Genomic DNA, 22732 nt, shown 5'->3' on the forward strand with positions numbered 1-22732 from the left:
GGCGGCGTCAAGCGTGCGCTTCGGCGGCCGCTTCCTGTGCGGCGCCAGGCGTCGCGTAGCGGCTCGCCTTGCGCGGCAGACCGAGGTGGTCGCGCAGCGTGGCGCCGGGCAGGTCGCGGCTGTAGCGGCCGCGCGCCTCGAGCACCGGAATCACGAGCTCGATGAAATCGTCGACGCCCTGCGCCTGCACCGGAAAACCGAGGATGAAGCCGTCGCCGGCGCCCGCGTCGTGCCAGCGGATCAGTTCGTCGGCGACGTGCTCGGCCGTGCCGATGAAGTTCGGGCGCGGCGTCGCGACCGCGAGCGCCGTCTCGCGCAGCGTCAGGCCTTTCTGTTTCGCATCGGCCTTGATGCGGTCGGTGGTCGAGCGGAAGCTGTTGCGGCCGAGCTCGCCGAGTTCCGGGAACGGCGCGTCGAGCGCGTACTGCGTGAAATCGTGGTGATCGAAATAGCGGCCGAGGTACGCGAGCGCTTCGTCGATGGTCAGCAGGTCGCGGATCGCCTGGTACTTGTCCTCCGCTTCGGCGGCCGTGCGGCCGACGATCGGCCCGACGCCCGGGAAGATCTTCACGTCGTCGGCCTGCCGCCCGTGCTCGATGGCGCTCTGTTTCACGCGCCGCGTGAACGCGGCCGTTTCGTCGATCGACGGCGAATGCGTGAACACGGCATCCGCGTATTTGCCCGCGAGGCCGATGCCGGTATCGGACGAGCCGGCCTGGAAGATCACCGGCTGCCCCTGCGGCGAGCGCTGGATGTTCAGCGGGCCCGCGACCTGGAAGAAGCGGCCGTGGTGATCGAGCGTATGCAGCTTGTCGCGGTCGAAGAAGCGGCCGGTCGCGCGATCGCGCACGAATGCATCGTCGTCCCAGCTGTCCCACAGACCCTGCACGACGTCGAGATATTCGTCGGCGATCTCGTAGCGCAGTTCGTGATCCGGGTGCGCCTTGCCGTAATTCTTCGCAGTGCCTTCGAGCGGCGTCGTCACGACGTTCCAGCCCGCGCGCCCGCCGCTGATCGCGTCGAGCGACGCGAGCTGGCGCGCGACCGTGAACGGTTCGCTGTACGACGTCGAAATCGTGCCCGCGAGCCCGATCTTCTTCGTCGCGACCGCGAGCGCCGACAGCACGGTCAGCGGCTCGAAGCGGTTCAGGAAGTGCGGGATCGATTTCTCGTTGATGTAGAGGCCGTCCGCGACGAACGCGAACGCGACGCCGGCGGCTTCCGCCTTGCGCGCGACGCCGATCGCGAAGTCGAGGTTGATGCTTGCGTCGGGCGGATTGCTCGGATGCCGCCACGCATTCATGTGGCTGCCTGCGCCTTGCAGCATCAGGCCGAAAGGGATCGATCGTCGGGTCGTCATGATGAGAGCGTCACGCGTTCTGGTCAGGGGAGAGGGAGCGGTCGGCCGCGAAGGCCGCCTGCAACGGCGTGGTGGACAACGCGCCGCCGAGCCATTCGGCCGACGCGAGCCGCGCCGCATAGTCGGATACCGGCGAATCGATCACGAACGCGTCGACGTCGAGCCGCCGGCTCAGTGCGTCGAGCGCACGATGCACGCGCTCGGGCGTATCGGCCAGCACCGTCGGGCGCAACTCGTCGATCCGGTAGTCGGACGCGCCGCTTTGCCGCGCGAATTCCGCGGCGGCCTGCGCGCTGCCGAGATTGAAGCTCTGGCCGCCCGCGAACTGCAGCTTGAAGATCTTCAGCGGCCCGATCAGCCGCTCGGCCTCGTCGCGCGTCGGCGCGGCGACCGCGTACAGCGCGACGAGCGGCTTCTCGCCGCCCGCGCTGCGGTACGCGTCGAGCGAGCGTTCGAGATTCGCGTCGTCGCCGTTGAAATGGCCCGCGTAGCAGAAGCGCCAGCCGTTGCGCGCGGCGAGCGCGCCGCTATCCGGCGAGCCGCCGAGCAGGAGGCGTTCGGGCAACTGCGGCGGCACCGGCATCGCGACCGCGCCAGCGAGCGGATGATCTTCTGCCACGCCCCAGCCGAGAAACGCGTCGAGCTCCGCGAGCTGCCCCGCGAAATCGGGCTTGCGCGTCTTGTCGTGGAACCACTGCAGCGCGCGTGTGGTCAGCGGCAGCCCCCCGGGCGCCTTGCCGATGCCGAGATCGACGCGGCCCGGCGCGAGCGCGGCCAGCAGCTTGAACGTCTCGGCGACCTTGAACGGGCTGTAGTGCTGCAGCATCACGCCGCCCGAGCCGATGCGGATGCGCGACGTGTGCGCGAGCAGGTGCGCGACGACGATCTCCGGCGCCGAGCTCGCGAACCCCGGCGTGCCGTGATGCTCGGCGACCCAGAAGCGTTCGTAGCCGAGCTGTTCGGCGCGTTGCGCGAGCGTCGTGGTGAAGCGCAGCGCATCGGCGGCGTTCGCGCCGTCGGCGATCGGACTCTTGTCCAGCAACGAAAGCGAATAAGACATGGTGAGCGGCGTTCCTGCGTGAGCGTGGATGGACGGTTGCGGGCGCTCAGCTTTTCGGCAACCCGGGCGGATTCGTGCGCGACTGGTCGATCGCTTCGGACGCGAGGTTCCAGCGGTCGAGCACCTGCTGATAGCGGCCATTCTTGATCAGCCCGTTCAGCGCGACGGTCAGCGGATCGGCGAGGCCGCTGCCGCGACGCGTCGCGATCGCGATGTCGGCCGTGCGCGGCCAGCCGCCGCTGATCGCGCCGACGAGCCGCGTCTTGCCTTGCTGCGCGCTTTGATACGCGAGCACCGAGTTCACGCTGAACACCACGTCGGCCCGGCCCGACTGCACGGCGACGATGCGCATCGCCTGGTCGTCGTAGTACTGGATCTGCACGGGTTTCAGCCCGTGCGCGACGTTGTCGCGGTCCCACGCGAGCAGGATCTTTTCCTGGTTGGTGCCGGCGTCGGTCACGACGCGCAGCCCCGCGACGTCCTTCGGCTCGCGGATCGACTGGATCTTGCTGTCGTTGCGCACGTAGAAGCCGACCTGATCCTTGCGGTAGGTCGAGAAATCGAACTTCTGCTTGCGTTCCTCGGTGACGGTCACGTTCGAGATCACCGCGTCGACTTTCCCGGATTCGAGCGCGAGCGGCCAGTCGGCCCACGCGAGCGCGACGATCTTCAGCTTGCGGCCGAGGCTGTCGGACACGAGCTGGCCGACGTCGGCATCGAAGCCGATCACCGTGCGTGCGTCGGTCGCATACGAACTGATCGGCGGCAGGCTCGGCGCGATGCCGATCGTCAGCGTGCCGGGCTCGGCGAACTTGAACGACGCGGGTACCGCGCGCTCGACCGCCGCATCGGCCGCGCCACGCGGGCGGCCGCGCTGCTCGGGGCTCAGGTCGAAGGTCGCGGCGGCCGCGGCCATCGCGGCGGCGAAGGCGCTCAGGCCGATCAGCGCGGCGGCCAGCGTGCGCACGGCACGGGATGAAAGCGGTACGGCTCGATGCATGAAAACGTCCTGTCGTGGAAGCGGGGAATCGTTGAAAGCGGAACGGGTGCCGTGCGATCAGCGCGGCAGTGCCGCTTCGGGCACGGGCGCCCACAGGTCGGCCAGCGTCGACGTGCGCGACGGATCGACGAGATCCTTGCCGAAACGCAGGTGGAAATACGCTTCGGGATCGATCGACGCATCGAACAGCCGGGTGTAGCCGGTGCGGTCGTACAGCGCCCACGCTTCGGGCTGGCGAAAGCCGGTCGTCAGGTAGAGACGGCGATAACCCTGCTGTGTGGCGCGCAGTTCGAGCGCTTCGACGATGCGCCGCGCGAGGCCCTGGCGGCGCAGGTCGATGCGCGTCCAGATGCGTTTCAGTTCGGCGGTCTGCGCGTCGTAGCGCTTGAACGCGCCGCCGCCGATCGTCTCGCCGTCGCGCAGCAACAGCACGAACGCGCCTTCGGGCGGCGCGAACAGTTCGGCCGGGTAGCGCGCGAGTTCGTCGCGGGCCGACGCGCGGCTGTCGGGGCGGTATGCGTCGTAACGGGTCGAATACTCGTCGATCAGTGCGTCGATCAGCGGCTGCGCGCGGACGTCGAGCGGCGTCGTGTCGATGATGCGGTCGTTCGTGGCCATGGGCATCGCGAAGGGCGCGCGATGCGGACGTTCCTGGCGGGGTGCGGGCACGCGGCCCGTCCGGTCTGTTCCGTTATCGCGACGCAGTTGTCGTGATGGCGGCGGCTGTCGTGCTTCGTGCGATGCATCGGGCGCGCCGCCGCCGTTTTGAACACGTTAGCGGCGCGGCCGGCAAAGACGAACGAAGCAATTTCGATAAGGATTTCGACGAAGGTGGAAGAAGGCTTGCAGGAGAAGTGGGGTGGGGCGAACGGGCGGGGTGGCGGCCATGCCCGTTCGAGGTGTGTAAGACGTGGATGATCGCCGAGGATTGGCGCGGTGTCGTCGTTTCGACGGCCGACTGGTGAGGCCGATTCGAGGCTGGCTCGTCAGGATCGCGAGCGCTCGGCCGAGGCCCGCCGCCAGCGTGGCGACGGGTTCTCCCCGAATTGTCGGGTCAGCGCGGGGCGACGATCGACGACGACGACGGCGTTCAGGCTGCCGCCGCCTGAGGAATCGCGTCCTGCCGATCGCCCCCCAGGATATCGACAAGACTGGTCAGCATCCGCGCCAATTCACCCGTCATCAGCGTGAAGTCCGAATCGAAGCGTTCATCGTCATTCTGCGCGGTCGGGTCCGCCGCCTCCTTGATCACGTCGAGCGGCGTGACGCGCTTGATCGTCAGCGACGGTGTCAGCACGAACGAGATCCGGTCATCCCAGGTCATCGCGAGGCGCATGCACTGTTTGCCGGCTTCGATGTGCCGGCGCATGTCGTTCGCTTCCAGCGCGTGGCCCACGTATCGCACCGTGGCGCCGCCTTCACCGGTCGAACGCAACTCGGCGTCCTGATCGACGGTGAATCCGCCCGGCGCGTCGCCGGACAGCAGCCAGTCCGTCATCGCGGCGACCGGCGAACGCGCCACCTGAACGCCGGCGAGCGGCAGTTGGTCGATCGATTTGACGAGCAGGCTGCGAACGTCGTCGGCAAGCGCCTGCGCAGCCGCATCGATGACGAGCCAGCCGTTCGCCGTGTCGATCCACACGCGGGTATCGCGGCGAATGCTGAACGCGCGCGGCAGCAGTTCGTCGGTCACCTGTTCCTTGAGTTCGCGCATTTGCTTGCGGCCGACCTTGAAGCCCTGCTGCTCCTCGATTTCGAGCGCACGCGCTTTGGTCACTTGATTGACGACCGACGCCGGCAGCAGCTTCTTTTCGGCACGAAACAGCAGCAGCATCTGCCGGTTGTTCGAATACACGAGCGCGCCGTCGTCACGCGGCGACGCCCATCCGGCGCGCTGCATTTCGACGCTGCTGCCCGGCTGGAACGGGTGGGGCGCCAGCCATTTTTCCATCTGGTCGGCGGTAACGGCCCAGGGTGCGGGAAGACGGTGAAGCTGAAGGTTCTTGAACCACATAGGCGTACGGGCAAAGCGCGTCATTCTATATGACGGGGAGGGTTGCCGGCCATGAACGGTCGTGAGCCTGCAGCGACAAGCCGCCTGGCGGGCCACTCGACCTCCGAAAGCGGACGGCCACGCACTGCAGGACCGCTCGTTCGTTTTTGAGCTTGACGCCGGCCTTACTCGAATTGCAATCCTTGCTTCCGGTCTGGCAAAGCATTCGTTACGGCCGACCGCTCATTTTCTTGAAGATCAGCGGCATTGCGTCCGCATCGAGCGCGGCCATGTCCACGAGTCGCAGCGACTTCACCATCTCCAGCGTCGAGCGCTTGTACTTCTGGAAATGCGGCGATTTGATATGCGCATCGTAAGCGTCGCGGCTGGCATAAATTTCCAGAATCCTGATGTGCGTCGGACTGTCCTTTTGAGCGGTCGGGAAAATGCACAGCACTCCCGGTTCCGCGCGTACCGACACCTCAGCCTCCTCGTTCAGAACGCGCTGATATTCGTCGAGATGCTGATTGAATATTTCGATTTCCGAGATTCGGACCAACATTTTCGGCTCCTGCGCGTGGACGTTACCGTGCTTGCCCAACCACAGCAGCACACACATCATCACGAGCACGAAGATGACAGGGCGGCGATATTCGATGAACGGGCGGTTCATAGATCGATCTGCGTTCGACGTTCGTCCACGGACGGCACTTCGGATGGCGGGGGCGCGTGCGCGACGTACCGCCATCCGTTTGCTTCGCTCAGTGCCGAGGCGACGAGATCGTCGGCGGATGGTCCGGAAGCGGCGGCACGATGCCATCAACCAGATGCGGGACATACGGCGCTTCGAGCGCAGCGATTTCGTCCTGCGTTAGTGCGAAGTCGAGCGCGCCGATTGCGGTGGCCAGATGCTCGGGCTTCGTCGCGCCGACGATCGGCGCCGTGATCCCGGGCTTCGCCAGTAGCCACGCCAGCGCAACGTGCGCCCGCGGAACGCCGCGAGCCTCGGCGATGCGCGCCACGACGTCGACCACCTTCCGGTCCTGGATTTCAGCGTTCCGATACATTGCCAGTGCAAAGGCATCGTTCTGCGTGCGGTGCGTGGTTTCGCTCCAATCGCGCGTCAGCCTGCCACGCGCCATCGGGCTCCATGGAATGACCCCGACGCCCTGGTCGGCGCAAAGCGGCAACATTTCGCGCTCCTCCTCCCGATAAAGGAGGTTGTACTGCGGCTGCATGGAGATGAAGCGTGTCCATCCGTTGCGCTCCGCGATGTGCTGCATCTTGGCGAAGCGCCATGCTTCCATGGACGATGCACCGATGTAGCGGGCCTTGCCCGACTTCACGATGTCGTGCAGCGCCTCCATCGTTTCTTCTATGGGCGTGCCGTGGTCGAAGCGGTGGATCTGGTAGAGGTCGACGTAATCCATCCCGAGCCGGCCGAGGCTGTCGTCGATCGACTGAAGCAGCGCCTTGCGCGACAGAAACCCGGTATTGGGCGCGTTACGCCACGGAAAGAAGGCCTTGGTCGCGACGACGATCTCTTCGCGCCGTGCCATGTCGTTGAGCGCCCGGCCCGTGATCTCTTCGGAACTTCCGCCCGAATAAATGTTGGCAGTGTCGAAGAAATTGATGCCCGCTTCGAGGGCCTGCCGAAAAAACGGACGAGAGGCCGCTTCATCCAGTGACCAAGGCTGGGGCAGGCGAGTCGGCTCGCCATAGCTCATGCATCCAAGGCAGAGACGAGAGACTTTCAGGCCCGTTCGGCCCAGATTGACATATTCCATATTCACCTTGAAGGGTTTGGGACGACACGGCACCACTGGACATACCGCGCAAAGCCTGTGGCTCGCGGTCGACCTTGCGCAATCACCACACGAAAAACACGGATCGACTTCGGGGTAGACGCTGCCGAATCGTCAAGCGTCGCGCGACGCAAACAGCGATTCCCAGCCGACGAACGGGCCGAGCGGAATGATCTCCCAGTCGATCAGGCCGACCTTGGCAAGCGGAAACTCGGCGAGCGCCTGCCTTGCAGCGTCCACCGAATCGCTCTCGGCAATGATGGCGACGCCCGGGCGATCCTGACGGAACGAGATTTCGCGCACGAAGCCGTTTTTATAGAGATGCCACGCATGGCGCGCTTCTTCGACGAGGTGAGGTTGATAGGCTTGCGGGCTGGCGCCGGGCAGCGGGACATCGAGGCAAAGTAATTTCATCGTGCGGCTCCTGACTTGAACTGGCCGGTCACTTCGGCGACGCGCTCGCCAAGATGGGCAGCCGTTTCCATATCGCTCTGGATGGGCGTGATGTCCGGCGACGCGTCATCCGATTGCGCCATGGCGCCGAGCCAACCGCCGACACGATTCTTCTCCTGCGGCTGCTTCGCGGTGTGGCCATAGCCACTGTCATAGAGGACGGTAATGAGCATTCAGGTCTCGCAAGGTTCGCGGCAGTGGCGATGCTCGGCATTGTCGCCACCGTCAATCGTTACGAGAAGTTCCGACAGGGTTGAACCACCCTCAACTGGAAGTTTAGAATCCTCCTGCGCAGCAACGACGAGCGCGATGACCGTCATGGAGAAAATGTGGATTCTTCGCAGCGTGTTCGAGCCATCATTTCCCTGGTCCAGGCCGTGGATGCGGGAAGTTTTGCGGCGGCGGGCCGGCAATTGGGCGTCACGTCAGCCGCCGTGAGCAAGAATGTGGCGGGCCTCGAAAAAGCATTGGGCGTGCGGTTGATGAATCGCACGACCCGTTCGCTCAAGCTGACTGAAGAAGGGGAGGCGTTTCTCCGCCACGCGCGCATCGCGCTCGAAACGCTGGATGCAGCGATCGATTCGGTTGCCGCGCAGCGCGCGGTGCCGACCGGGCGCGTTCGTATTTCGACAAGCGCGGCCTTCGGGCGCGACCATGTACTGCCGGCGTTGCCTGCGTTGCTCGCGCGTTATCCCGGCCTGTCGGTCGAAGTCGACTTTGACGATCGGGTCGTCGATCTTGTCCGGGACGGTTACGACATTGCGGTCAGAGGCGGCAACATCCCGGACTCCGCGCTGGTGACCCGCCCGGTTTGTCGCTTGAATACCGTGCTGGTTGCGTCTCCCGACTATCTGGCGCGCCATGGCGTGCCCGAGACACCGGATTCGTTGCGCGTGCACCGACTTATTGCACGGCGATTCCTGAGCGGTCAGGTCGCGTCGTGGAATTTCAACGGTGACGACAAAAGCATCACGACGCTCGATCCGTCCGGCAAAGCGACGCTGACGCTGTCCGCACCGGAATCCCTGGTCCAGGCGGCATGCGACGGCGTTGGCATTGCCGAGGTCGGCGTTCATCTTGCGTGGGATCGGTTGCGTTCCGGTTCGTTGAAGACAGTCCTCCAGCAGTTTCACCATCCCGGAACATACGAGATGGTGATGCAGTACCCGCACCGGGCACTCGTGGCGCCACGGGTGCAAGTCACCGTGAAACATCTGCTGGACGCACTCACGGCAGATAGCAAACTGCATGTGCCTATGGACGCGTTGGATGCCTACGCCGCATAGAGGTGAGCCGCGTTTCGTTGGTATCGAGGCGCGCGTTGTGCTCGTCGGCGCGAAACCGTGATGCTGCTGCACAGAATCGTGGCGGCGTCGAGCACGAGGCAATCGACGGTTGCATCAAGATTGATGACAATGGAAACCAGTCGAACAACGGGGAAAAAACAATGATGACTTCCGGCGACGGCCTGACCGGCCCGGCGCGGCTCGTGCGACTCGCCTCCTGGGCGATTGCGATCATCTTCGCCGTCTTTCTGAACATGCTCGGCAGTCTCGTGATCCGCGACATGGCGTTCGCCCCGAGGGGCGGTCCGCCGGTCATCGAGCAATTCGCCGATGCGCCGGTGAAAGCGCGGCTGGACGCGGCGCGGCGCCAGTTGCGGGCGCAGCGCGACGCGCTTGCCGAGAAGGCCGACACGATGGAAGTGGCGCGCGGCCGCGCCGCGAAGGAATACGCGGCCGAGAAGGAAAGCTTCCGCAACTGGCTGGCCACCCGCGCGGTGACAGGTGACGGGACGAGGGACCCGGACATTCTGGCGAGAACGCGCACGCTCGATACGCTCCAGGCCGTGGTGGTCAACTGGCAGCATCAGATCGATGCGATCGGCGACCAGCAACGGGCACTGGCATCGCAGCAGGCTCAAGTCGACACGCAAATCGCCGAAGCGGACGCAGCCGCCGAACGGCGCTTCGACGACGCAACGCGGCGCTACGAGATGCAGGTGTTCGGGCTGCGACTGGCGCTGACGCTGCCGATCCTGCTGGTTGCGACCTGGCTGTTCATCCGCTACCGCAAGGCGCGCTACTGGCCGTTCGTGTACGGTTTCGGCCTGTTTGCATTGAGCGCGTTTTTCATTGAACTGGTGCCGTACCTGCCGAATTTCGGCGGCTATGTGCGGGTCGTGGTCGGTATCGTGCTGACGGTATTCGCCGGCCTTTACATGATGAAGGCCTTTCAGCGCTATGCCGAGCGCAAACGGCTCGAATTGCAGCAGGATCGAGGCGAACGCGCGCGGACGATCGGATACGAAAAAGCCGTCCGGTCGCTCGAGAAAAAGCGCTGCCCGTCGTGCGACAAACAATGGAATCTCGGCGGCGACGATTCCACGTTCTGCGTGCATTGCGGATTGAGGCTTTTCAACGTATGCGAATGCGGTGGCCGGAATTTCTTCTTTTTCCCGCATTGCCATCAATGCGGCGTTGCGCAGGGCAATGAGTCGCCGGTGTCATCCGACTGACGGTCCGCGTGTACGCACCGGCGTTGGCGTACGACGGTCCCGAACACGCGAGTCGCGTTCCTCACTCGATGACGCGCGGCGGCGTCGACAATTCCGCCAACTGAAACAGACAATCCCCGCGCTGGACCTGCGCGGGCACCCGCTTGCACACCACTTCGCCGTCGCCGTTGAACCGGTGCAGCACCGGTTCGCGTAACGGCGTATCGGGGAAATGCACCCACGCGGCCGGCTGGCCGGCTTTCACCTGGTCGCCGAGTTCGACGAGCGGCTCGTACAGCCCGCGCTCGTACGCATAGACGAAATGACGATCGCCGTCGACGCGCATGAAACGCGTGACGGTCGGCGGCGCGTCGGGCACGAGCGCGCCATGCAGCAGGCCGATATAGCCGAGGTAATGCAGCAGCCCGTGGCGGCCGAGCCGGATCAGCGACGGATCGGCCATGCCGGCGCCGCCGAGTTCGGTGACGATCGAGATCGCGCCTTGCCGACGCGCGGCCGATGCCGAATGCACGGGATTCGGCGCGTGCAGCAGCGCGTTCTGCAACCCGAACGCGACCAGCAGCCCGTTGAGCTTCTCGGCTTCGTCGGCATCGAGCGGATCGATCGCGAGCATGTTGCCGCCCTGGTACAGCAGCGAGCTGCCGCCCGAATGCAGATCGACCAGATACTGCGCGCGCGACAGCAGCGCGTGCTCGATGTAGTGAGCAATCATCTGCGTCGGCGTGCCGGTCGGGTCGCCGGGAAAACTGCGGTTCAGGTTGCCTTCGTCGAGCGGCGACACGCGCAGGCCCGCATCCGCCGCCGGGAAATTCGCCATCGGCAGCAGGATCAACTGGCCGCTGACCATGTCGGGTTCGATCTCGCGCATCAGCTGCGACACGATAATCTGGCCTTCGTACTCGTCGCCGTGGTTGCCGGCCATCACGAGCGCGACCGGGCCGTCGCCGTTGCGGATCGACGCGATCGGAATCGGCAGCCAGCCGTAGGCGGAGCGGTGCACGGAGTGCGGTAGCCGCAGGTAGCCCGCGTGCTTGCCTTGCGCGTCGAGATCGATTTCGCAGTGGATGGGATTTCGCGGAGAGGAAGAGGCGGTCATGGCGGTATCGTTCGATGAACGGAATCTGCCATCTTATAGGGGAAACCGGCCGCGCGCGGCGGGCGGGGCGGGATCGACCGCGAGACGCGCGGCCGCGGCCGGGCGCGTTGCCGTGCGTTGGCGGCCCTCCACGCGCGGCCGCGCGATGTTGCAGCGATGAACGCATGCCGGTGCGCCAGCCGGCTGCATTCGCGCGTCGCGTTTCGCGCCGATCCCTTGTCGCGACAGGGCCGGCGCGTACGACCGGCTTACCGGCCGGATGTTTCAGCTTCGAGACGTCCTTCTTCCCACAGTGCCCAGAAACGGCTGCCGGCGCGATACGGATTCGCACGCCGCGCGGCGTGATCGGCGACGCCCTGGCGAAACGCGCCGTACAGCGTGAGCGGCGGATTGTCGATGCATGCGGCATCGTACGCGGCCGGCATCCGGCGGTCGGACACGAGCCGGCGGATCAGCGATGCGCCGTCGATCACCGCCTGTTCGTCGATGATTTCGGTTCGCGCGAGGACGTCGACGGTATTCATGGCGAGCTCCCTGAAACGTTCTTTCCCCATCAAGGAGCAATAAGAATGCCAGCCGGTAAATACCGCGCTCGGCCTCGATCGTGCGGGCTTCTGCCGTCATCGTGCGGGGCGCCGGACGGCGATGTTACGGAACACGTCACGTGACATGCGAACGCGCGGCGTCACGTGCGAACCCGCAAAGCGTTTCGGAATTGAATCGTCGGGAGGCGGCGGCAGGCCGGGAAAGGGCGGAGGCGCGGCGCGCGTCGGCGGCTCAGGTCGTGGCGGCCGGCGCCATGCGGCGGCTGCCGCTGCCGCTCGAGTAAAAGCAGTAGATGCCCTTGCCGGCCGACTTCGCGTCGTACAGCGCGCTGTCGGCGTGCTGGATCAGCTCGTCGGGCGAGCCGTGCCCGTTGTCGAGCGCGATGCCGATGCTGATGCCGATGCAGACGGTCTCGCCGATCGACAGCGCGTACGGCGCGGAAATCTGCCGGATGATCCGCGCGGCGAGGATCGAGCACGCCTGCATCGTCGTGTCGTCGATCGCGACGACGAATTCGTCGCCGCCGATGCGTGCGGCGAGCTCGCCCGGCGGCAGCGTCTTGCCGAGCCGCTCGGCGACCTGGGTGAGCACTTCGTCGCCGGCCTGGTGGCCGAAGCGATCGTTGATCGACTTGAAGCCGTCGAGGTCGAGATACATGACGGCGAGCGCGGGGCTCGGCAGCCGCGGCCGGCGCGCGAGCATCCGCTTGAGCGCCGCATGCAGTTCGTGGCGGTTCGGCAACCCCGTCAGCGCGTCGTGCCGCGCGAGGTGCCGGATCTGTTGTTCGGTCTGGCGGCGCGCGGTGACGTCCTCGACGATGATCACCGCGTTGCCGTCCGGCACGCGGTGGCGCGTCAGTTCGAGCTGGCGGCCGTCGGCGAGCACGATGTCGAGCGGCCCGGACTCGGCGCGGTTCAGCCATGCATCGCACTGCGCGGCGAGGCCGGCGCCGCCGGGATCGGTCACGGCATGCGTGCCGAGCGCGGCGACCACGGCCGGCAGCGGCGTATCGAGCATGATCTCGCGCGGCGAGCCGAACAGTTGTGCGGTGCGCCGGTTCGCGACGATCACGCGGCTGTCGCCGTCGATCATGCACAGGCCGTGCGGCATGTAGGTGAGGGCGGCGTCGAAGCGCGCGACGAGTTCGGCGTTGCGCTGGCGCGCGGCGATCAGCGCGACGAGCACGCGGTAGTGACGCTGCACGACCGTACGCATCGCCGCCAGATAGATCGCGAGCGGCGGCACGAGCAGCCACGCGCCGGTTCGCGGCGCCAGCAGCGCGCCGACGCCGATCGGCAGCACGCCGAGCACGACCTGCGTCATCGCGAGCCGCGGCAGCGCCGAATTGCGCGACGCGATTCCGCCGAACACGCCGCCCGCGACCATCACGGACAGCGTGCCGAGCTCGACGTCGGCGGCCTGCACGCAGCCCATCACGCCCAGGCCGAGCACGAAGCACGCGACGAGCGACACCGGCGCATAGCGCATCGCCCAGTACTCGATGCGATCGTCGCCTGCGTCGCGCCGCACCGTGTAGGCTCGTACGATCGACAGGCGCGCAATGAGCAGGCCGACGTCCAGGACGAGCCACGCGAGGCACCACAGCTGCTGCAGCCGCATCAGTGCGACGGCCGCGACGAAACCGCTCCCGAGCCCGGACAGTGCCATCGGGCGGATGTCCTCGAACAGCGTCACGAGCATCGACGGACGCAGCGCGGCCGTCACGCGGTGGTTGCCGGAGGGGGGAGTGGCGAGAACGGAGTTCAGGAGAGACGCCCTGACTGCCATGATTGTCGACCTCGACACGATGTTGCGATGGCTGGCGGCTCCGCACGGCACGTGGCGGAAGCCCGGCCGAGCCGGATGCGCACGACATTACCACGAAAAACCGGCGTCGCGGGCCGGTTGGCGGCGCCGCGCATCGTCTCGTGCTCGGGTTGTCAGCCCCGGCGGCGGGGGCTTGCGGAGGCGGCGGCGCGAACGCAGCGTTCGTTGCGAACGGAACGATGTGCGGCGGCCGCCGAAGCCGGCGCGACTGCCTCCGCCGCAAGCAAACCGCAAACGAATCGCCGCTGCGACCACCCGCCGCAGCCCGGCTGAAACCCGTTATAAGAATTCCAATAAGTATTTCATGCGGGAAATACTATAGGCGATATATCCAAAACAATGCCAGAATGCGCGCCGCTCCGGACGCCGCGACACCCGATCGCCGTCCGAGCCGCCTCAGGAGGTTCCCCCCAAATGAAAAACCACGGCCTGTCACGGCGGGGTTTTCTGAAAGCCAGCGTGCTGGCGGGCGTCGCGGTGTATGTCGCGCCCATCGGCAGCCGCGCGTTCGCGGCGCTCTTCGAAGAAAAACTCCTCACGCCCGTCAAATGGGATAGCGTCACCGGCATCCCCCAATTCCGCATCGACGGCATCGCGAAGGTCACGGGCTCGAAAGTGTTCGCCCGCGACGTGCGCGCGGCCGACATGCCGCACTGGCCGCAGCAGCAGTCGCACGCGCTGATCCTGCGCGTCACGCAGGCCGACCGCACGTACGAGGGCTTCGACCTGTCGCTGCTCGGCGACGAGCTGAAACCGGACCGCGTGGTCACGGCCGACGATCTCGCGCGCGACGGCGTCGCGTTCCCGGCGTTCTACGGCGACGACATGCTGTTGCCGGCCGGCAAGACGCCCGCGTATCTCGGCCATGCGGTCGCGATCCTGATCTATCACGACTTCGCGCGCTTTCGCTTCGCGAAGAACGCGCTGAAGTTCCGCGACGACGTGATCCGCTACGGCGCGGTCACGGGCCCGCTCGAGCGCGATCCGTGGGGCACCTTCCGCTACGTGCGCGTGGGCGGCAAGACGGCTTATGACGACGACGTCTATTCGAGCCTGAAGGACGCGCCGATCTTCCCGAGCATGATGCGCAAGCATCTGCCGGTCTGGCCGGACGGCAAGGAGCACGGCAAGCTAGACGAGCAGGGCATGTTCCTCGCCGGGCAGATCGCCGCCGAACTCGACCAGCCGTCGGCCGACTGGCTCGTGTTCGACCGCGAATACAACACGCAGTCGGTCGACACGGCCGCGCTCGAGCCCGACAACGCGAACTGCTGGTACGACGCCGCGACGCAATCGCTGCATCTCGTCGTGCCGACCCAGTCGCCGCTGGAAGTGTCGGAGAACGCGGCCGCGATGGTCGCGAAATGCCGCTTCCCGGTGAAGAAGCTGTTCGTGCATCCGTGCTACACGGTCGGCTACGGCTCGAAGGATCACTTCAACGTGCCGTTCTACGGCCTCGTCTGCGCGCTGTACGCGGACGGCCGCCCGGTGCGTTTCGCGAACGATCGCTACGAGCAGTTCCAGACGTCGCTGAAGCGACACGCATTCAAGATGCATTACCGGATCGCGGTCGACCGCAACACGGGCCTGCTGCAGTCGTTCAAGGGCGACTTCGAGGCGAACGGCGGGGGGCGCTCGAACTTCTCGCCGTCGGTCGCGATGGTCGGCGCCACGGCCGCGCAATCGATCTACTACTTCCCGAAGAGCGACCTCGCGGCCGTCGCGATCGCGTCGCGCGCGATCGACGCCGGTTCCGCGCGCGGCTACGGCACGCTGCAGAGCATGGCCGCGACCGAGATGGCGGTCGACGAGATCGCCGCGCAATTGAACATCGACCCGATCGACTTCCGGCTGCGCAACGCGCTGCGTTCGGGAATGAAGAACACACAGGGGGCGATTCCCGCCGGCGCGCTGCGCGTCGACGAAGTGCTCGAGCGCGCGAAGCAGCATCCGCTGTGGACGCGCCGTGCCGCGCGCAAGGCCGAATTCGAGGCGGCGCATCCGGGCAAGCGCTACGGCGTCGGCTTCGCGTGCGTGCAGAAGGATTTCGGCACGGGTGCGGAAGCGTCGTTCGCGAAGGTCGAATTCGACGCGCACGGCAAGGTATCGCTGCAACACACGGCGGCCGAGATCGGCACCGGGATGTCGACGTCTCAGGCCGTCGCGGTCGCGAAATGGCTCGGCCGTCCGGCGACCGACGTGCGCGTCGCGCTGACCGAATGGCCGGACCTGCCGGTCGAGACGAGCGGCGACCCGTACCTGATGTCGCAGGCCGATCAGGACCGCCTGAGCGCGAACCCGCGCTGGTCGCCCGGCTATGCGTCGCCGTCGAGCGCGACGAACTCCGCGTACTACTTCACGCACAGCACGCGCGAAGCCGCGCGCGCCGTGTTCCGCTACGGGCTGTGGCCGGCCGCGATGTCGATCTGGACACGCGGCCTCGGCGGCGGCCAGGCCGCGCCGTACACGATCCGCATCGAGGACGCGCGCTGGGTCGACGGCAAGCTGACCGCCGACGGCCTCGAGCCGCTGACGTTCGAGCAGCTCGCGAAGCAGGCGCATGCGCTCGGCCTGCCGACCGGCGCCGTCGTGCACGTGTTCAACCGCTGGCAGTGGACCGACGCCGAATTCGAAGTGGGCGGCGCGGTCGAGCGTCTGCCGATCGACGGGCTGTCGCTGCGCGTCGGCGCGCCGAAGACCGGCGACGACGGCCCGCTGCCGGGCACCGCCGCACCAGCCGGCGCGACCGCGCTGCGCGGCACGCTGCCGCCGACCGCGAACGGCTATCGCGTGCTCGATCGCAAGCGCGTGTTCATCCCGCCGACGAGCCGCAACAACGCGGCCGTCACGTACTACACGGCGGTGGGCACGCTCGTCGAGCTGGCCGTGCACGAAGCGACCGGCAAGGTCGAGCTGCTCACGCATCACTCGATCATGGAATGCGGGAACCAGATTTCGCCGCAACTCGTATCGGGCCAGTTGCAGGGCGGTCTCGCGATGGGCATCGGCCATGCGCTGCACGAGTATCTGCCGCTCTACGAGGACGGCCCCGGCAACGGCACGTGGAACTTCAACCGTTACCGGCTGCCGCGCGCGTCCGACGTCGCCGTATGGACGCAGACGGGCGACGTGCTGCCGCCGCTGTCCGAGACCGATCCGCCGAAGGGCGTCGCCGAAGTGGTGATGATTCCCGTCGTCGGCGCGATCGTGAACGGCATCGCGCACGCGATCGGCCATCGTTTCACCGACCTGCCGGTGACCCCGCAAAAGATTCAGGAGGTGCTCGCATGACGACCGCCCAAACCGCGGCTTCGGCCGCGAGCGCCGGCGCGGCTTCGGCCGCTTCGGCATCCGTGCCCGTCGCACCGGCTGCACTCGCTGCGGCGCCCGTCGAGCGTCCGCTCGTCCGGTTCCAGCAGAAGCCGCTGTCGCTCAACATCAACGGCAAGTCGGTCGGCCCGATGCAGGTGCCGGAAGGGCTGATGATGATCGAGTTCCTGCACGAGTACCTGGGCCTCACCGGTTCGCGGCTCGGCTGCGGGCAGGGCATCTGCCACGCGTGCGTCGTGATCGTCGACAAGCCGGACGGCACGAGCGACGAAATGCGCACGTGCATCACCGGCGCGCACTTCTTCCACGGCCGTTCGATCCGCACGATCGAAGGCCACGCGAAGCGCAATGAAGCCGGCGAGGTGGTCGAGCTGTCGCCGATCCAGCAGAAGTTCCTCGAGCACTTCAGCTTCCAGTGCGGCTATTGCACGCCGGGCTTCGTCAACGCGGCGACCGTGCTGATCGAGCGCCTGAAGCGCGAGCCGATCGCGAAGGCAGACGTGGAACGCACGATCACCGACGCGCTCGACGCACACCTCTGTCGCTGCACGGGCTATGTCCGCTACTACGAAGCCGTCAAGGACGTGGTGCTGACGACGCCGGGACTCGTGAAGGAAGCGCCATGAAACGCACATTCGCTCATCGTGCCGCGCGGGCCGCGGGCCTGCCCGCGCTCGCGGCGTCCTTCGCGCTGCTGCTCGCCGCGTGCGGCGGCCACGACGCGCCGGCGTCGAGCGCGGCGTCCGGCGCGCCCGGCGCCAACGCGGTTGCGCGCGGGCGCTATCTCGTCAAGGCCGCCGACTGCGCGGCGTGCCACACCGCGAAGGACGGCGCGCCGTTCGCCGGCGGCGCGGCGCTCGAATCGCCGTTCGGCACGTTCTACGGCTCGAACATCACGCCCGACAAGGATCACGGGATCGGCGGCTGGAGCGCGGACGATTTCTACGCCGCGCTGCACGACGGCAAGGCGCCGGGTAAGCGCCTGTATCCGTCGATGCCGTACACGTCGTACCGGCAGCTCACGCGCGCCGACGCCGACGCGATGTACGCGTACCTGATGACGGTCAAACCTGTCGCGCAGGAAAACCGCGCGCACGACCTGAAGTTCCCGTACAACCTGCGCTTCGGCATGGTCTTCTGGGACATGCTGTTCCTGAAGGACAGTCTGCCGGATGCATCGGCCGGACAATCCGCCGACTGGCAGCGCGGCCGCTATCTCGCGGGCGCACTCGGTCACTGCGCGGAATGCCACACGCCGCGCGCGTTCACGGGCCAGCTCGACGGCGCGAAGCCGTTCGCGGGCGCCGCGCTCGGCCGCGTGGCCGCGCCCGACATCACGCCGGCCGGGCTCGCCGCGCGCGGCTGGACGGGCACCGACCTGCAGACGTTCTTCGGCGTCGGCATCGCGCCGCAAGGCTCGGCGTTCGGCGAGATGTATCCGGTCGTGCATCTGAGCACGCAATACCTGACGAAGGACGACCTGCGCGGACTGTCGACGTACCTGCTCGGCGATACGCCGCCCGCGCCGCAACCGGTGAAGTCGGTGTCGGCCGATGCCGCGCAACTGGCGGCCGGCCGCTCGGTGTATCTCGCGGTGTGCGCGGGCTGTCACGGCTTCAACGGCGAAGGCAAGCCGCACGTGGCGGTGCCGATGAACGGCAATTCGACGGTGCGTCAGGCCGACTCGCGCAATCTGCTGGTCGCGATGCTCGACGGCATCGGCGAGCAGAAGTTTGCCGGCTTCGAAAACCTGCAGCCGATGCCGGGTTTCGCGAAAACGCTGAGCGACGACGAACTCGCGCAGCTCGCGAACTATCTGCGCGCGACGTGGGGCGGCCAGCCCGCGAGCGTCACGCCGGCCGACGTGAAGGCGATGCGTTGAGTCGCGTCCCGGGGTAGTGCACCACGCGCGAGCAGCCGGCTTCCGGTGTTCGCGCGCGATTTCGCGCCTCTTCCTTGCGGCGGCGCGTCAGTAGCCGCCGCCACCGCCTCCGCCTCCGCTGCCTCCCGCGCCGCCGTACCGGCTCATGCCCGGTCCTTGCGACGTACCGCTGCCCGACGACGTACAGCCCGTGGACAGCACAAGCACCAGCGCCGCGATCAGCGCCGCAGCCAACGTTGCCGATTTCATTGCGATCTCCTTGCTGCGCGCAGGCAACAGGAAAGGCGGTTCGCGTGAACCGCGTCTGCGCGATGACAAGACGTTTCGGCGGGGCGCTTATTCCATGCTTTTTGCGTATCGCCGCGGCGGTGCCTGGATCAACGATAGACGAGATCGGCGCGGCGATTCTGCGCCCACGCTTCCTCGTCGTGGCCGAGCGCGACCGGCTTTTCCTTGCCGAGGCTGACAGCCTCGAGTTGCGTCGCCGGCACGCCGAGCGTTTCGAGCGCGCTCGCCACGGCCTGCGAGCGGCGCTGGCCGAGCGCGAGGTTGTATTCGGACGTGCCGCGCTCGTCGGTGTTGCCCTGGATCAGCACGCGCCGCGCGGGATGGCTGCGCAGGTAGTCGGCGTGCGCCTGCAGCAGCGACTGGAATTCGGGCTTCACCGAGTACTGGTCGAAATCGAAGTAGATGCTGCGCTTCGCGAGCGGGCTGTTCGGATTGTTCAGATCGTCGGCCGTCACCGTCGCGACGGTTTCACTCGACGGCGTCGGCGCCGCGCCGGCATTCTCGGGCGTCTTCGCCGCGTGGTGGCAACCGGCCAGCAGGACGAAAGTTGCCAGGACCGCAATTCGCTTCATTTTGCTCATCGTTCTTCTCCAGCGGTTGACTGCGTTGAAAGCGGGGCGCGTGCCATTCGCACGCAGCCGTCCGGTCGCCATGGCGCGAAAGGTCCGGCTCCGTTGCCGTGATGCAGGTTCGTAAGCCGGTGGTGCGCCAGATGAAAGAATGTTGCGGGCCGGAACGCCGGAGCGCGGCGTCGCTGCAAACAGATTAGGAAAAATGTCACAACGTGCCCAGTTTCTCCGCATTTTTTGCGCAAACGCGACAGCCGGGAGGCATTCTTGCTTCCGCGCCTGGGGTGCGGTACGCGACGCCCGCCACGGCGAAAAAGGCCGCGCAGAGCGCGCGGCCTTGCCGGTGCCGGACACCGCGATCGGGTGATGGAGGAAGCGCTCGCCGAATGCAGTCGGTCAGCCGCGTGACGGCGCCGCCCGCACGCCGCATCGTCAGAACTTGTGGCGTAGCCCCAGCGCGACGACGGCCTGATTGCTGTTCGCGGAAGGCGTCATGGTCCAGACCGTCGCGTTGAACGCCGGATTGCCGTTGCCGCCGCTCACGCTCTGGTAAGTGCCTTCGAGATACGCATCCGTGCGCTTCGACAGCGCATAGTCGGCCTGCGCGACGACCTGGTTCCATTTCGGGCGGGTCTGTCCCGTGCGGGTGTCGAAGCGGCCAATCGTGTACGTGTACGCGGCGGCGACGCTCAGCGCGCGCGTGACGAAGTAGCGTCCGTCGATCGAGAAGTTGTCGAACACCAGCGATTCGCCCTTCAGCGGCGCGATGTTGCCGCCCTGGAGCACGCCCGTCACGCCGTCGGTGGTCGAATGCGACCACGCGGCGCCGACCGAGTGCGGCCCGAACGCGTAACGGCCGGCCATCGCCCAGATCTGCTGGTTGCCGCCCGTGATGGTCGCCGAGCCGTCGACCGTGCTCAGCGCGCCGTCCGGATTCGGCGCGTTGCGGTCGCGGCTGATCTTCAGGTAGCCGGCGCCGAGCTTCAGCGGCCCGTTCGCGTACGACAAGCCCGTGCTCCACACCGCGTTGTTGGAGAACTGGCCGGGCGTGTTCGAAAACCCGATCATCGCGCCGAAGGTCAACCCGCGAACCGTCGGGCTCGTGTACTTCACCGCGTTATTGATGCGCAGGTTGCGGTTCGAATCGTCGTTGTCGTACGGGTGGACCGCAAGGTTGCCGCCCCAGCCGGGGCCGGACGCGCCGAGCGGCGTCACGAAATCGAGGATCAGGTCGTACTGGCGGCCGAAGGTCAGCGCGCCGGCCGTCCTGGATTCCACGCCGAGCCACGCCTGGCGGCCGAACAGATCGACGCCTTTCTGCGACAGCTTGCCGGTGGTGCCAGAGAAGCCGTTTTCGAGCGAGAAGACCGCGGCCAGTCCGCCGCCGAGATCCTCGCGACCGCGCAGCCCCCAGCGCGACGCATTCAATGCGCCGCTCGTCATCGCGACGCCGCCGCTGCCGGGCGAGCCGGCACCGCGCGTGCGCTGGTTGGTGGAGTAGGTGATCGACGTGTCGATCAGGCCGTACAGCGTCACGCTGCTCTGGGCAAGCGCGACATCCGACACGAAGCCGGTCAGGCAGGCGGCAATGACGGTCCCCGCGACGCGTGTGCCGGCATGCTGGTTCGTTTGGCAGGAATGCATAGGCGTTTTGTTGTTGTTGGGCCGGCCTGGCGGCCGACGGATCGAGCGGCCATTATTGGAGATCGTGCGGCGGTCGATTAAGGCGTTGCACAGGAAAGGTCCTCTGCCCAATCACTCGGAATCGCGGTAGGGCGACTTGCGGGGAGACGGTCGGGAAGGAGCGGCTGAGACGGTGCGTAGGGTTCGGCGCGCCATCGCGCGACGGTGGTGTGCCGAACGTCTAGACCCGGCCCGAACGCTCGCCGTAGAAATCCCGAGACCGGAATCCACCACGATCGGACGCGATTCCACCTGGAACGACATGGAGCAGGGCAGAATAGGGCGCGCGTGGCGCATGCCGACCGCTGTCGGCAGCGCGCCGATTCACGAAAACCTGTCGAGTCTCCATGGCGTTTCCGATGTCCCCTATCTTGCGTCCCATCCGGTTGGTGTCCCGAACGACGGCCGGTGTTGCATTCGTCGTCAGTCTGCTGTCGGGCTGCGCTGCGCTGTCTTCATCTGCGCCGGTCGACCCTCAGCAGCAGTTCGTTGCGGAGCAGCGAAATGCGAACATGCGATACATCGACAGTCTCGCGGCGTACAAGCCCGTTTTCCAGAATCCCGGCAACTATAGTCGAGCGCAGGTGCTGGAAAAGTACGACGCGGTTCTCTATCAATACTCGCTCGCTGCGGTGAGCTGGGTTCGCGCAATCTATCCTGCCACCCGGCAGACGTTGCCGCCATCCCTGCAACCATTGCCTGCACCGTCCGGGCCGCTCAGCCTGGCGGACGTGAACCGACACTACGAACACGCGCTCGGCATGAACGCCGGCATGTGGGAGATCAGCATGGCCGCGGATTTCGGCAAGCCGTCGAAACTGGCGGTGCCGCGATATGACGGGCCGTTGCTTTTCATGCCGTTCGCACCGCCTTTGCCGCCGCTGCAGGATGTTCGCGATCCGCAGTTCGCGCGGCTGGTGACCATGACGAAGAAGCTGGACGACGCGCAGAAGGCGGACCTCGCTCGACAGAACGCGGCGACCGCGAAACAGATGGCGGAGAACGCCGCGATGCACGCGGCAAACCATCCGCCCGGCCCGAATCCGCTGGACTCGATCGATCCGCGGACCGGGTTGCCGTATCCGGCACCGCAACAGGACACGCAGCGCTGGTGCACGATGATGGGCAACGGTGTGGGTGGTCGGGTGCCGTGTTGAATCGAGGCGGACGACGGCGGGCTGATCCGATGTGACGTGGACGTCATGGTGATCGTCCCAGTCGCGTTCGTCGCCGGCGCTCCCAAGGGTGCGGACAATCAACCTACAGGCCAGAACACGACATTAGGATATGGCTGCCACAATCGATGTCATACCCGGGGTAAC

General features: G+C 66.6%; 21 protein-coding genes and 1 pseudogene. 7 read left to right on the forward strand and 15 right to left on the reverse strand.

Features of this window, described 5'->3' with window-relative positions; all coding sequences use genetic code 11:
* Positions 1-7 precede the first annotated feature (7 nt).
* The 4 genes from KR541_RS26540 to KR541_RS26555 are packed head-to-tail and all read right to left on the reverse strand — an operon-like array spanning position 8 to position 4038.
* The gene (locus tag KR541_RS26540) at positions 8-1360 is read right to left on the reverse strand and encodes an LLM class flavin-dependent oxidoreductase (protein ID WP_050014079.1); all 1353 of its coding nucleotides are present in this window, start codon (positions 1358-1360) and stop codon (positions 8-10) included.
* Positions 1361-1370: 10 nt separating this feature from the next.
* A complete protein-coding gene (locus tag KR541_RS26545) occupies positions 1371-2420 on the reverse strand; it encodes an LLM class flavin-dependent oxidoreductase (protein ID WP_050014078.1) in 1050 nt (349 codons plus the stop codon).
* Between the two features lie 46 nt (positions 2421-2466).
* Complete coding sequence (locus KR541_RS26550) at positions 2467-3420, reverse strand: ABC transporter substrate-binding protein (protein WP_050014077.1); 954 nt, start codon at positions 3418-3420, stop codon at positions 2467-2469.
* A gap of 57 nt (positions 3421-3477) precedes the next feature.
* Positions 3478-4038 (reverse strand): GNAT family N-acetyltransferase, encoded by a 561-nt coding sequence (locus KR541_RS26555; protein ID WP_050014076.1) that lies wholly within the window; start codon positions 4036-4038, stop codon positions 3478-3480.
* A gap of 95 nt (positions 4039-4133) precedes the next feature.
* On the opposite strand from KR541_RS26555, the gene KR541_RS26560 reads away from it, so the two are divergent.
* Entirely contained in the window at positions 4134-4385 is a 252-nt protein-coding gene (locus KR541_RS26560) for a hypothetical protein (RefSeq protein WP_124557144.1), read from the forward strand.
* A 125-nt stretch (positions 4386-4510) separates the two neighbouring features.
* Here the strand turns inward: KR541_RS26560 and KR541_RS26565 are convergent, their stop codons facing one another.
* From KR541_RS26565 to KR541_RS26585, 5 genes and pseudogenes are all read right to left on the reverse strand, one after another.
* Positions 4511-5434, reverse strand: coding sequence for a recombination-associated protein RdgC (locus tag KR541_RS26565; RefSeq protein WP_216089900.1), 924 nt, complete (start codon positions 5432-5434; stop codon positions 4511-4513).
* 208 nt (positions 5435-5642) lie between these two features.
* Positions 5643-6086, reverse strand: a complete 444-nt coding sequence (locus tag KR541_RS26570; RefSeq protein WP_235356226.1) for a putative quinol monooxygenase — start codon at positions 6084-6086, stop codon at positions 5643-5645.
* Between the two features lie 88 nt (positions 6087-6174).
* Positions 6175-7200, reverse strand: a complete 1026-nt coding sequence (locus KR541_RS26575; protein ID WP_050014074.1) for an aldo/keto reductase — start codon at positions 7198-7200, stop codon at positions 6175-6177.
* 132 nt (positions 7201-7332) lie between these two features.
* The gene (locus KR541_RS26580; RefSeq protein WP_050014073.1) at positions 7333-7632 is read right to left on the reverse strand and encodes a hypothetical protein; all 300 of its coding nucleotides are present in this window, start codon (positions 7630-7632) and stop codon (positions 7333-7335) included.
* A pseudogene (locus KR541_RS26585) lies at positions 7629-7799 on the reverse strand (flavodoxin family protein); the annotation flags it as partial. The pseudogene KR541_RS26585 and the gene KR541_RS26580, both read right to left, overlap by 4 nt.
* A 201-nt stretch (positions 7800-8000) precedes the next feature.
* On the opposite strand from KR541_RS26585, the gene KR541_RS26590 reads away from it, so the two are divergent.
* Positions 8001-8957: a LysR family transcriptional regulator gene (locus KR541_RS26590; RefSeq protein ID WP_050014071.1), complete on the forward strand. Its 957-nt coding sequence runs from the start codon at positions 8001-8003 to the stop codon at positions 8955-8957.
* A gap of 164 nt (positions 8958-9121) precedes the next feature.
* Positions 9122-10189, forward strand: a complete 1068-nt coding sequence (locus KR541_RS26595; RefSeq protein WP_050014169.1) for a zinc ribbon domain-containing protein — start codon at positions 9122-9124, stop codon at positions 10187-10189.
* 61 nt (positions 10190-10250) lie between these two features.
* Here the strand turns inward: KR541_RS26595 and KR541_RS26600 are convergent, their stop codons facing one another.
* The 3 genes from KR541_RS26600 to KR541_RS26610 form a co-directional block, all read right to left on the reverse strand.
* Positions 10251-11285, reverse strand: a complete 1035-nt coding sequence (locus KR541_RS26600) for a succinylglutamate desuccinylase/aspartoacylase domain-containing protein (RefSeq protein ID WP_050014070.1) — start codon at positions 11283-11285, stop codon at positions 10251-10253.
* Between the two features lie 248 nt (positions 11286-11533).
* On the reverse strand, positions 11534-11809 hold the full coding sequence (locus KR541_RS26605; protein ID WP_050014069.1) for a hypothetical protein: 276 nt from the start codon (positions 11807-11809) through the stop codon (positions 11534-11536).
* Positions 11810-12062: 253 nt separating this feature from the next.
* Positions 12063-13619: a sensor domain-containing diguanylate cyclase gene (locus tag KR541_RS26610; RefSeq protein WP_216089901.1), complete on the reverse strand. Its 1557-nt coding sequence runs from the start codon at positions 13617-13619 to the stop codon at positions 12063-12065.
* A 453-nt stretch (positions 13620-14072) separates the two neighbouring features.
* On the opposite strand from KR541_RS26610, the gene KR541_RS26615 reads away from it, so the two are divergent.
* Genes KR541_RS26615 through KR541_RS26625 form a run of 3 tightly spaced genes read left to right on the forward strand, consistent with a single transcriptional unit; the run spans position 14073 to position 18870 of the window.
* Positions 14073-16949, forward strand: a complete 2877-nt coding sequence (locus KR541_RS26615) for a xanthine dehydrogenase family protein molybdopterin-binding subunit (protein WP_089489382.1) — start codon at positions 14073-14075, stop codon at positions 16947-16949.
* On the forward strand, positions 16946-17614 hold the full coding sequence (locus KR541_RS26620) for a (2Fe-2S)-binding protein (RefSeq protein ID WP_204384266.1): 669 nt from the start codon (positions 16946-16948) through the stop codon (positions 17612-17614). Before KR541_RS26615 ends, KR541_RS26620 begins: the two co-directional genes overlap by 4 nt.
* On the forward strand, positions 17611-18870 hold the full coding sequence (locus KR541_RS26625) for a cytochrome c (RefSeq protein WP_216089902.1): 1260 nt from the start codon (positions 17611-17613) through the stop codon (positions 18868-18870). The genes KR541_RS26620 and KR541_RS26625 overlap by 4 nt, the downstream gene beginning before the upstream one ends.
* 87 nt (positions 18871-18957) lie before the next feature.
* Here KR541_RS26625 and KR541_RS26630 read toward each other — a convergent pair whose 3' ends face one another.
* From KR541_RS26630 to KR541_RS26640, 3 genes are all read right to left on the reverse strand, one after another.
* The gene (locus KR541_RS26630; protein ID WP_162838122.1) at positions 18958-19119 is read right to left on the reverse strand and encodes a hypothetical protein; all 162 of its coding nucleotides are present in this window, start codon (positions 19117-19119) and stop codon (positions 18958-18960) included.
* 128 nt (positions 19120-19247) lie between these two features.
* Entirely contained in the window at positions 19248-19739 is a 492-nt protein-coding gene (pal, locus tag KR541_RS26635) for a peptidoglycan-associated lipoprotein Pal (protein WP_050014064.1), read from the reverse strand.
* Positions 19740-20159: 420 nt separating this feature from the next.
* Positions 20160-21371: a porin gene (locus KR541_RS26640; RefSeq protein ID WP_089489379.1), complete on the reverse strand. Its 1212-nt coding sequence runs from the start codon at positions 21369-21371 to the stop codon at positions 20160-20162.
* Between the two features lie 386 nt (positions 21372-21757).
* Between KR541_RS26640 and KR541_RS26645 the strand changes: the two genes are divergently transcribed.
* Positions 21758-22567: a hypothetical protein gene (locus tag KR541_RS26645; RefSeq protein ID WP_235356225.1), complete on the forward strand. Its 810-nt coding sequence runs from the start codon at positions 21758-21760 to the stop codon at positions 22565-22567.
* Positions 22568-22732: the final 165 nt, after the last annotated feature.

It is taken from the genome of Burkholderia sola (assembly GCF_905400185.1).
GTDB lineage: Bacteria > Pseudomonadota > Gammaproteobacteria > Burkholderiales > Burkholderiaceae > Burkholderia > Burkholderia sola.

Bases quoted from the DNA above. Each gene is read 5' to 3' on its own strand.
- KR541_RS26540 (WP_050014079.1), bottom strand. From the start codon at position 1,360: ATGACGACCCGACGATCGATCCCTTTCGGCCTGATGCTGCAAGGCGCA.
- KR541_RS26630 (WP_162838122.1), bottom strand. From the start codon at position 19,119: ATGAAATCGGCAACGTTGGCTGCGGCGCTGATCGCGGCGCTGGTGCTT.
- KR541_RS26575 (WP_050014074.1), bottom strand. From the start codon at position 7,200: ATGGAATATGTCAATCTGGGCCGAACGGGCCTGAAAGTCTCTCGTCTC.
- KR541_RS26605 (WP_050014069.1), bottom strand. From the start codon at position 11,809: ATGAATACCGTCGACGTCCTCGCGCGAACCGAAATCATCGACGAACAG.
- KR541_RS26565 (WP_216089900.1), bottom strand. From the start codon at position 5,434: ATGTGGTTCAAGAACCTTCAGCTTCACCGTCTTCCCGCACCCTGGGCC.
- KR541_RS26625 (WP_216089902.1), top strand. From the start codon at position 17,611: ATGAAACGCACATTCGCTCATCGTGCCGCGCGGGCCGCGGGCCTGCCC.
- pal (WP_050014064.1), bottom strand. From the start codon at position 19,739: ATGAGCAAAATGAAGCGAATTGCGGTCCTGGCAACTTTCGTCCTGCTG.
- KR541_RS26640 (WP_089489379.1), bottom strand. From the start codon at position 21,371: ATGCATTCCTGCCAAACGAACCAGCATGCCGGCACACGCGTCGCGGGG.
- KR541_RS26580 (WP_050014073.1), bottom strand. From the start codon at position 7,632: ATGAAATTACTTTGCCTCGATGTCCCGCTGCCCGGCGCCAGCCCGCAA.
- KR541_RS26595 (WP_050014169.1), top strand. From the start codon at position 9,122: ATGACTTCCGGCGACGGCCTGACCGGCCCGGCGCGGCTCGTGCGACTC.
- KR541_RS26555 (WP_050014076.1), bottom strand. From the start codon at position 4,038: ATGGCCACGAACGACCGCATCATCGACACGACGCCGCTCGACGTCCGC.
- KR541_RS26610 (WP_216089901.1), bottom strand. From the start codon at position 13,619: ATGGCAGTCAGGGCGTCTCTCCTGAACTCCGTTCTCGCCACTCCCCCC.
- KR541_RS26615 (WP_089489382.1), top strand. From the start codon at position 14,073: ATGAAAAACCACGGCCTGTCACGGCGGGGTTTTCTGAAAGCCAGCGTG.
- KR541_RS26645 (WP_235356225.1), top strand. From the start codon at position 21,758: ATGGCGTTTCCGATGTCCCCTATCTTGCGTCCCATCCGGTTGGTGTCC.
- KR541_RS26620 (WP_204384266.1), top strand. From the start codon at position 16,946: ATGACGACCGCCCAAACCGCGGCTTCGGCCGCGAGCGCCGGCGCGGCT.
- KR541_RS26570 (WP_235356226.1), bottom strand. From the start codon at position 6,086: ATGAACCGCCCGTTCATCGAATATCGCCGCCCTGTCATCTTCGTGCTC.
- KR541_RS26550 (WP_050014077.1), bottom strand. From the start codon at position 3,420: ATGCATCGAGCCGTACCGCTTTCATCCCGTGCCGTGCGCACGCTGGCC.
- KR541_RS26545 (WP_050014078.1), bottom strand. From the start codon at position 2,420: ATGTCTTATTCGCTTTCGTTGCTGGACAAGAGTCCGATCGCCGACGGC.
- KR541_RS26600 (WP_050014070.1), bottom strand. From the start codon at position 11,285: ATGACCGCCTCTTCCTCTCCGCGAAATCCCATCCACTGCGAAATCGAT.
- KR541_RS26560 (WP_124557144.1), top strand. From the start codon at position 4,134: ATGGCGGCGGCTGTCGTGCTTCGTGCGATGCATCGGGCGCGCCGCCGC.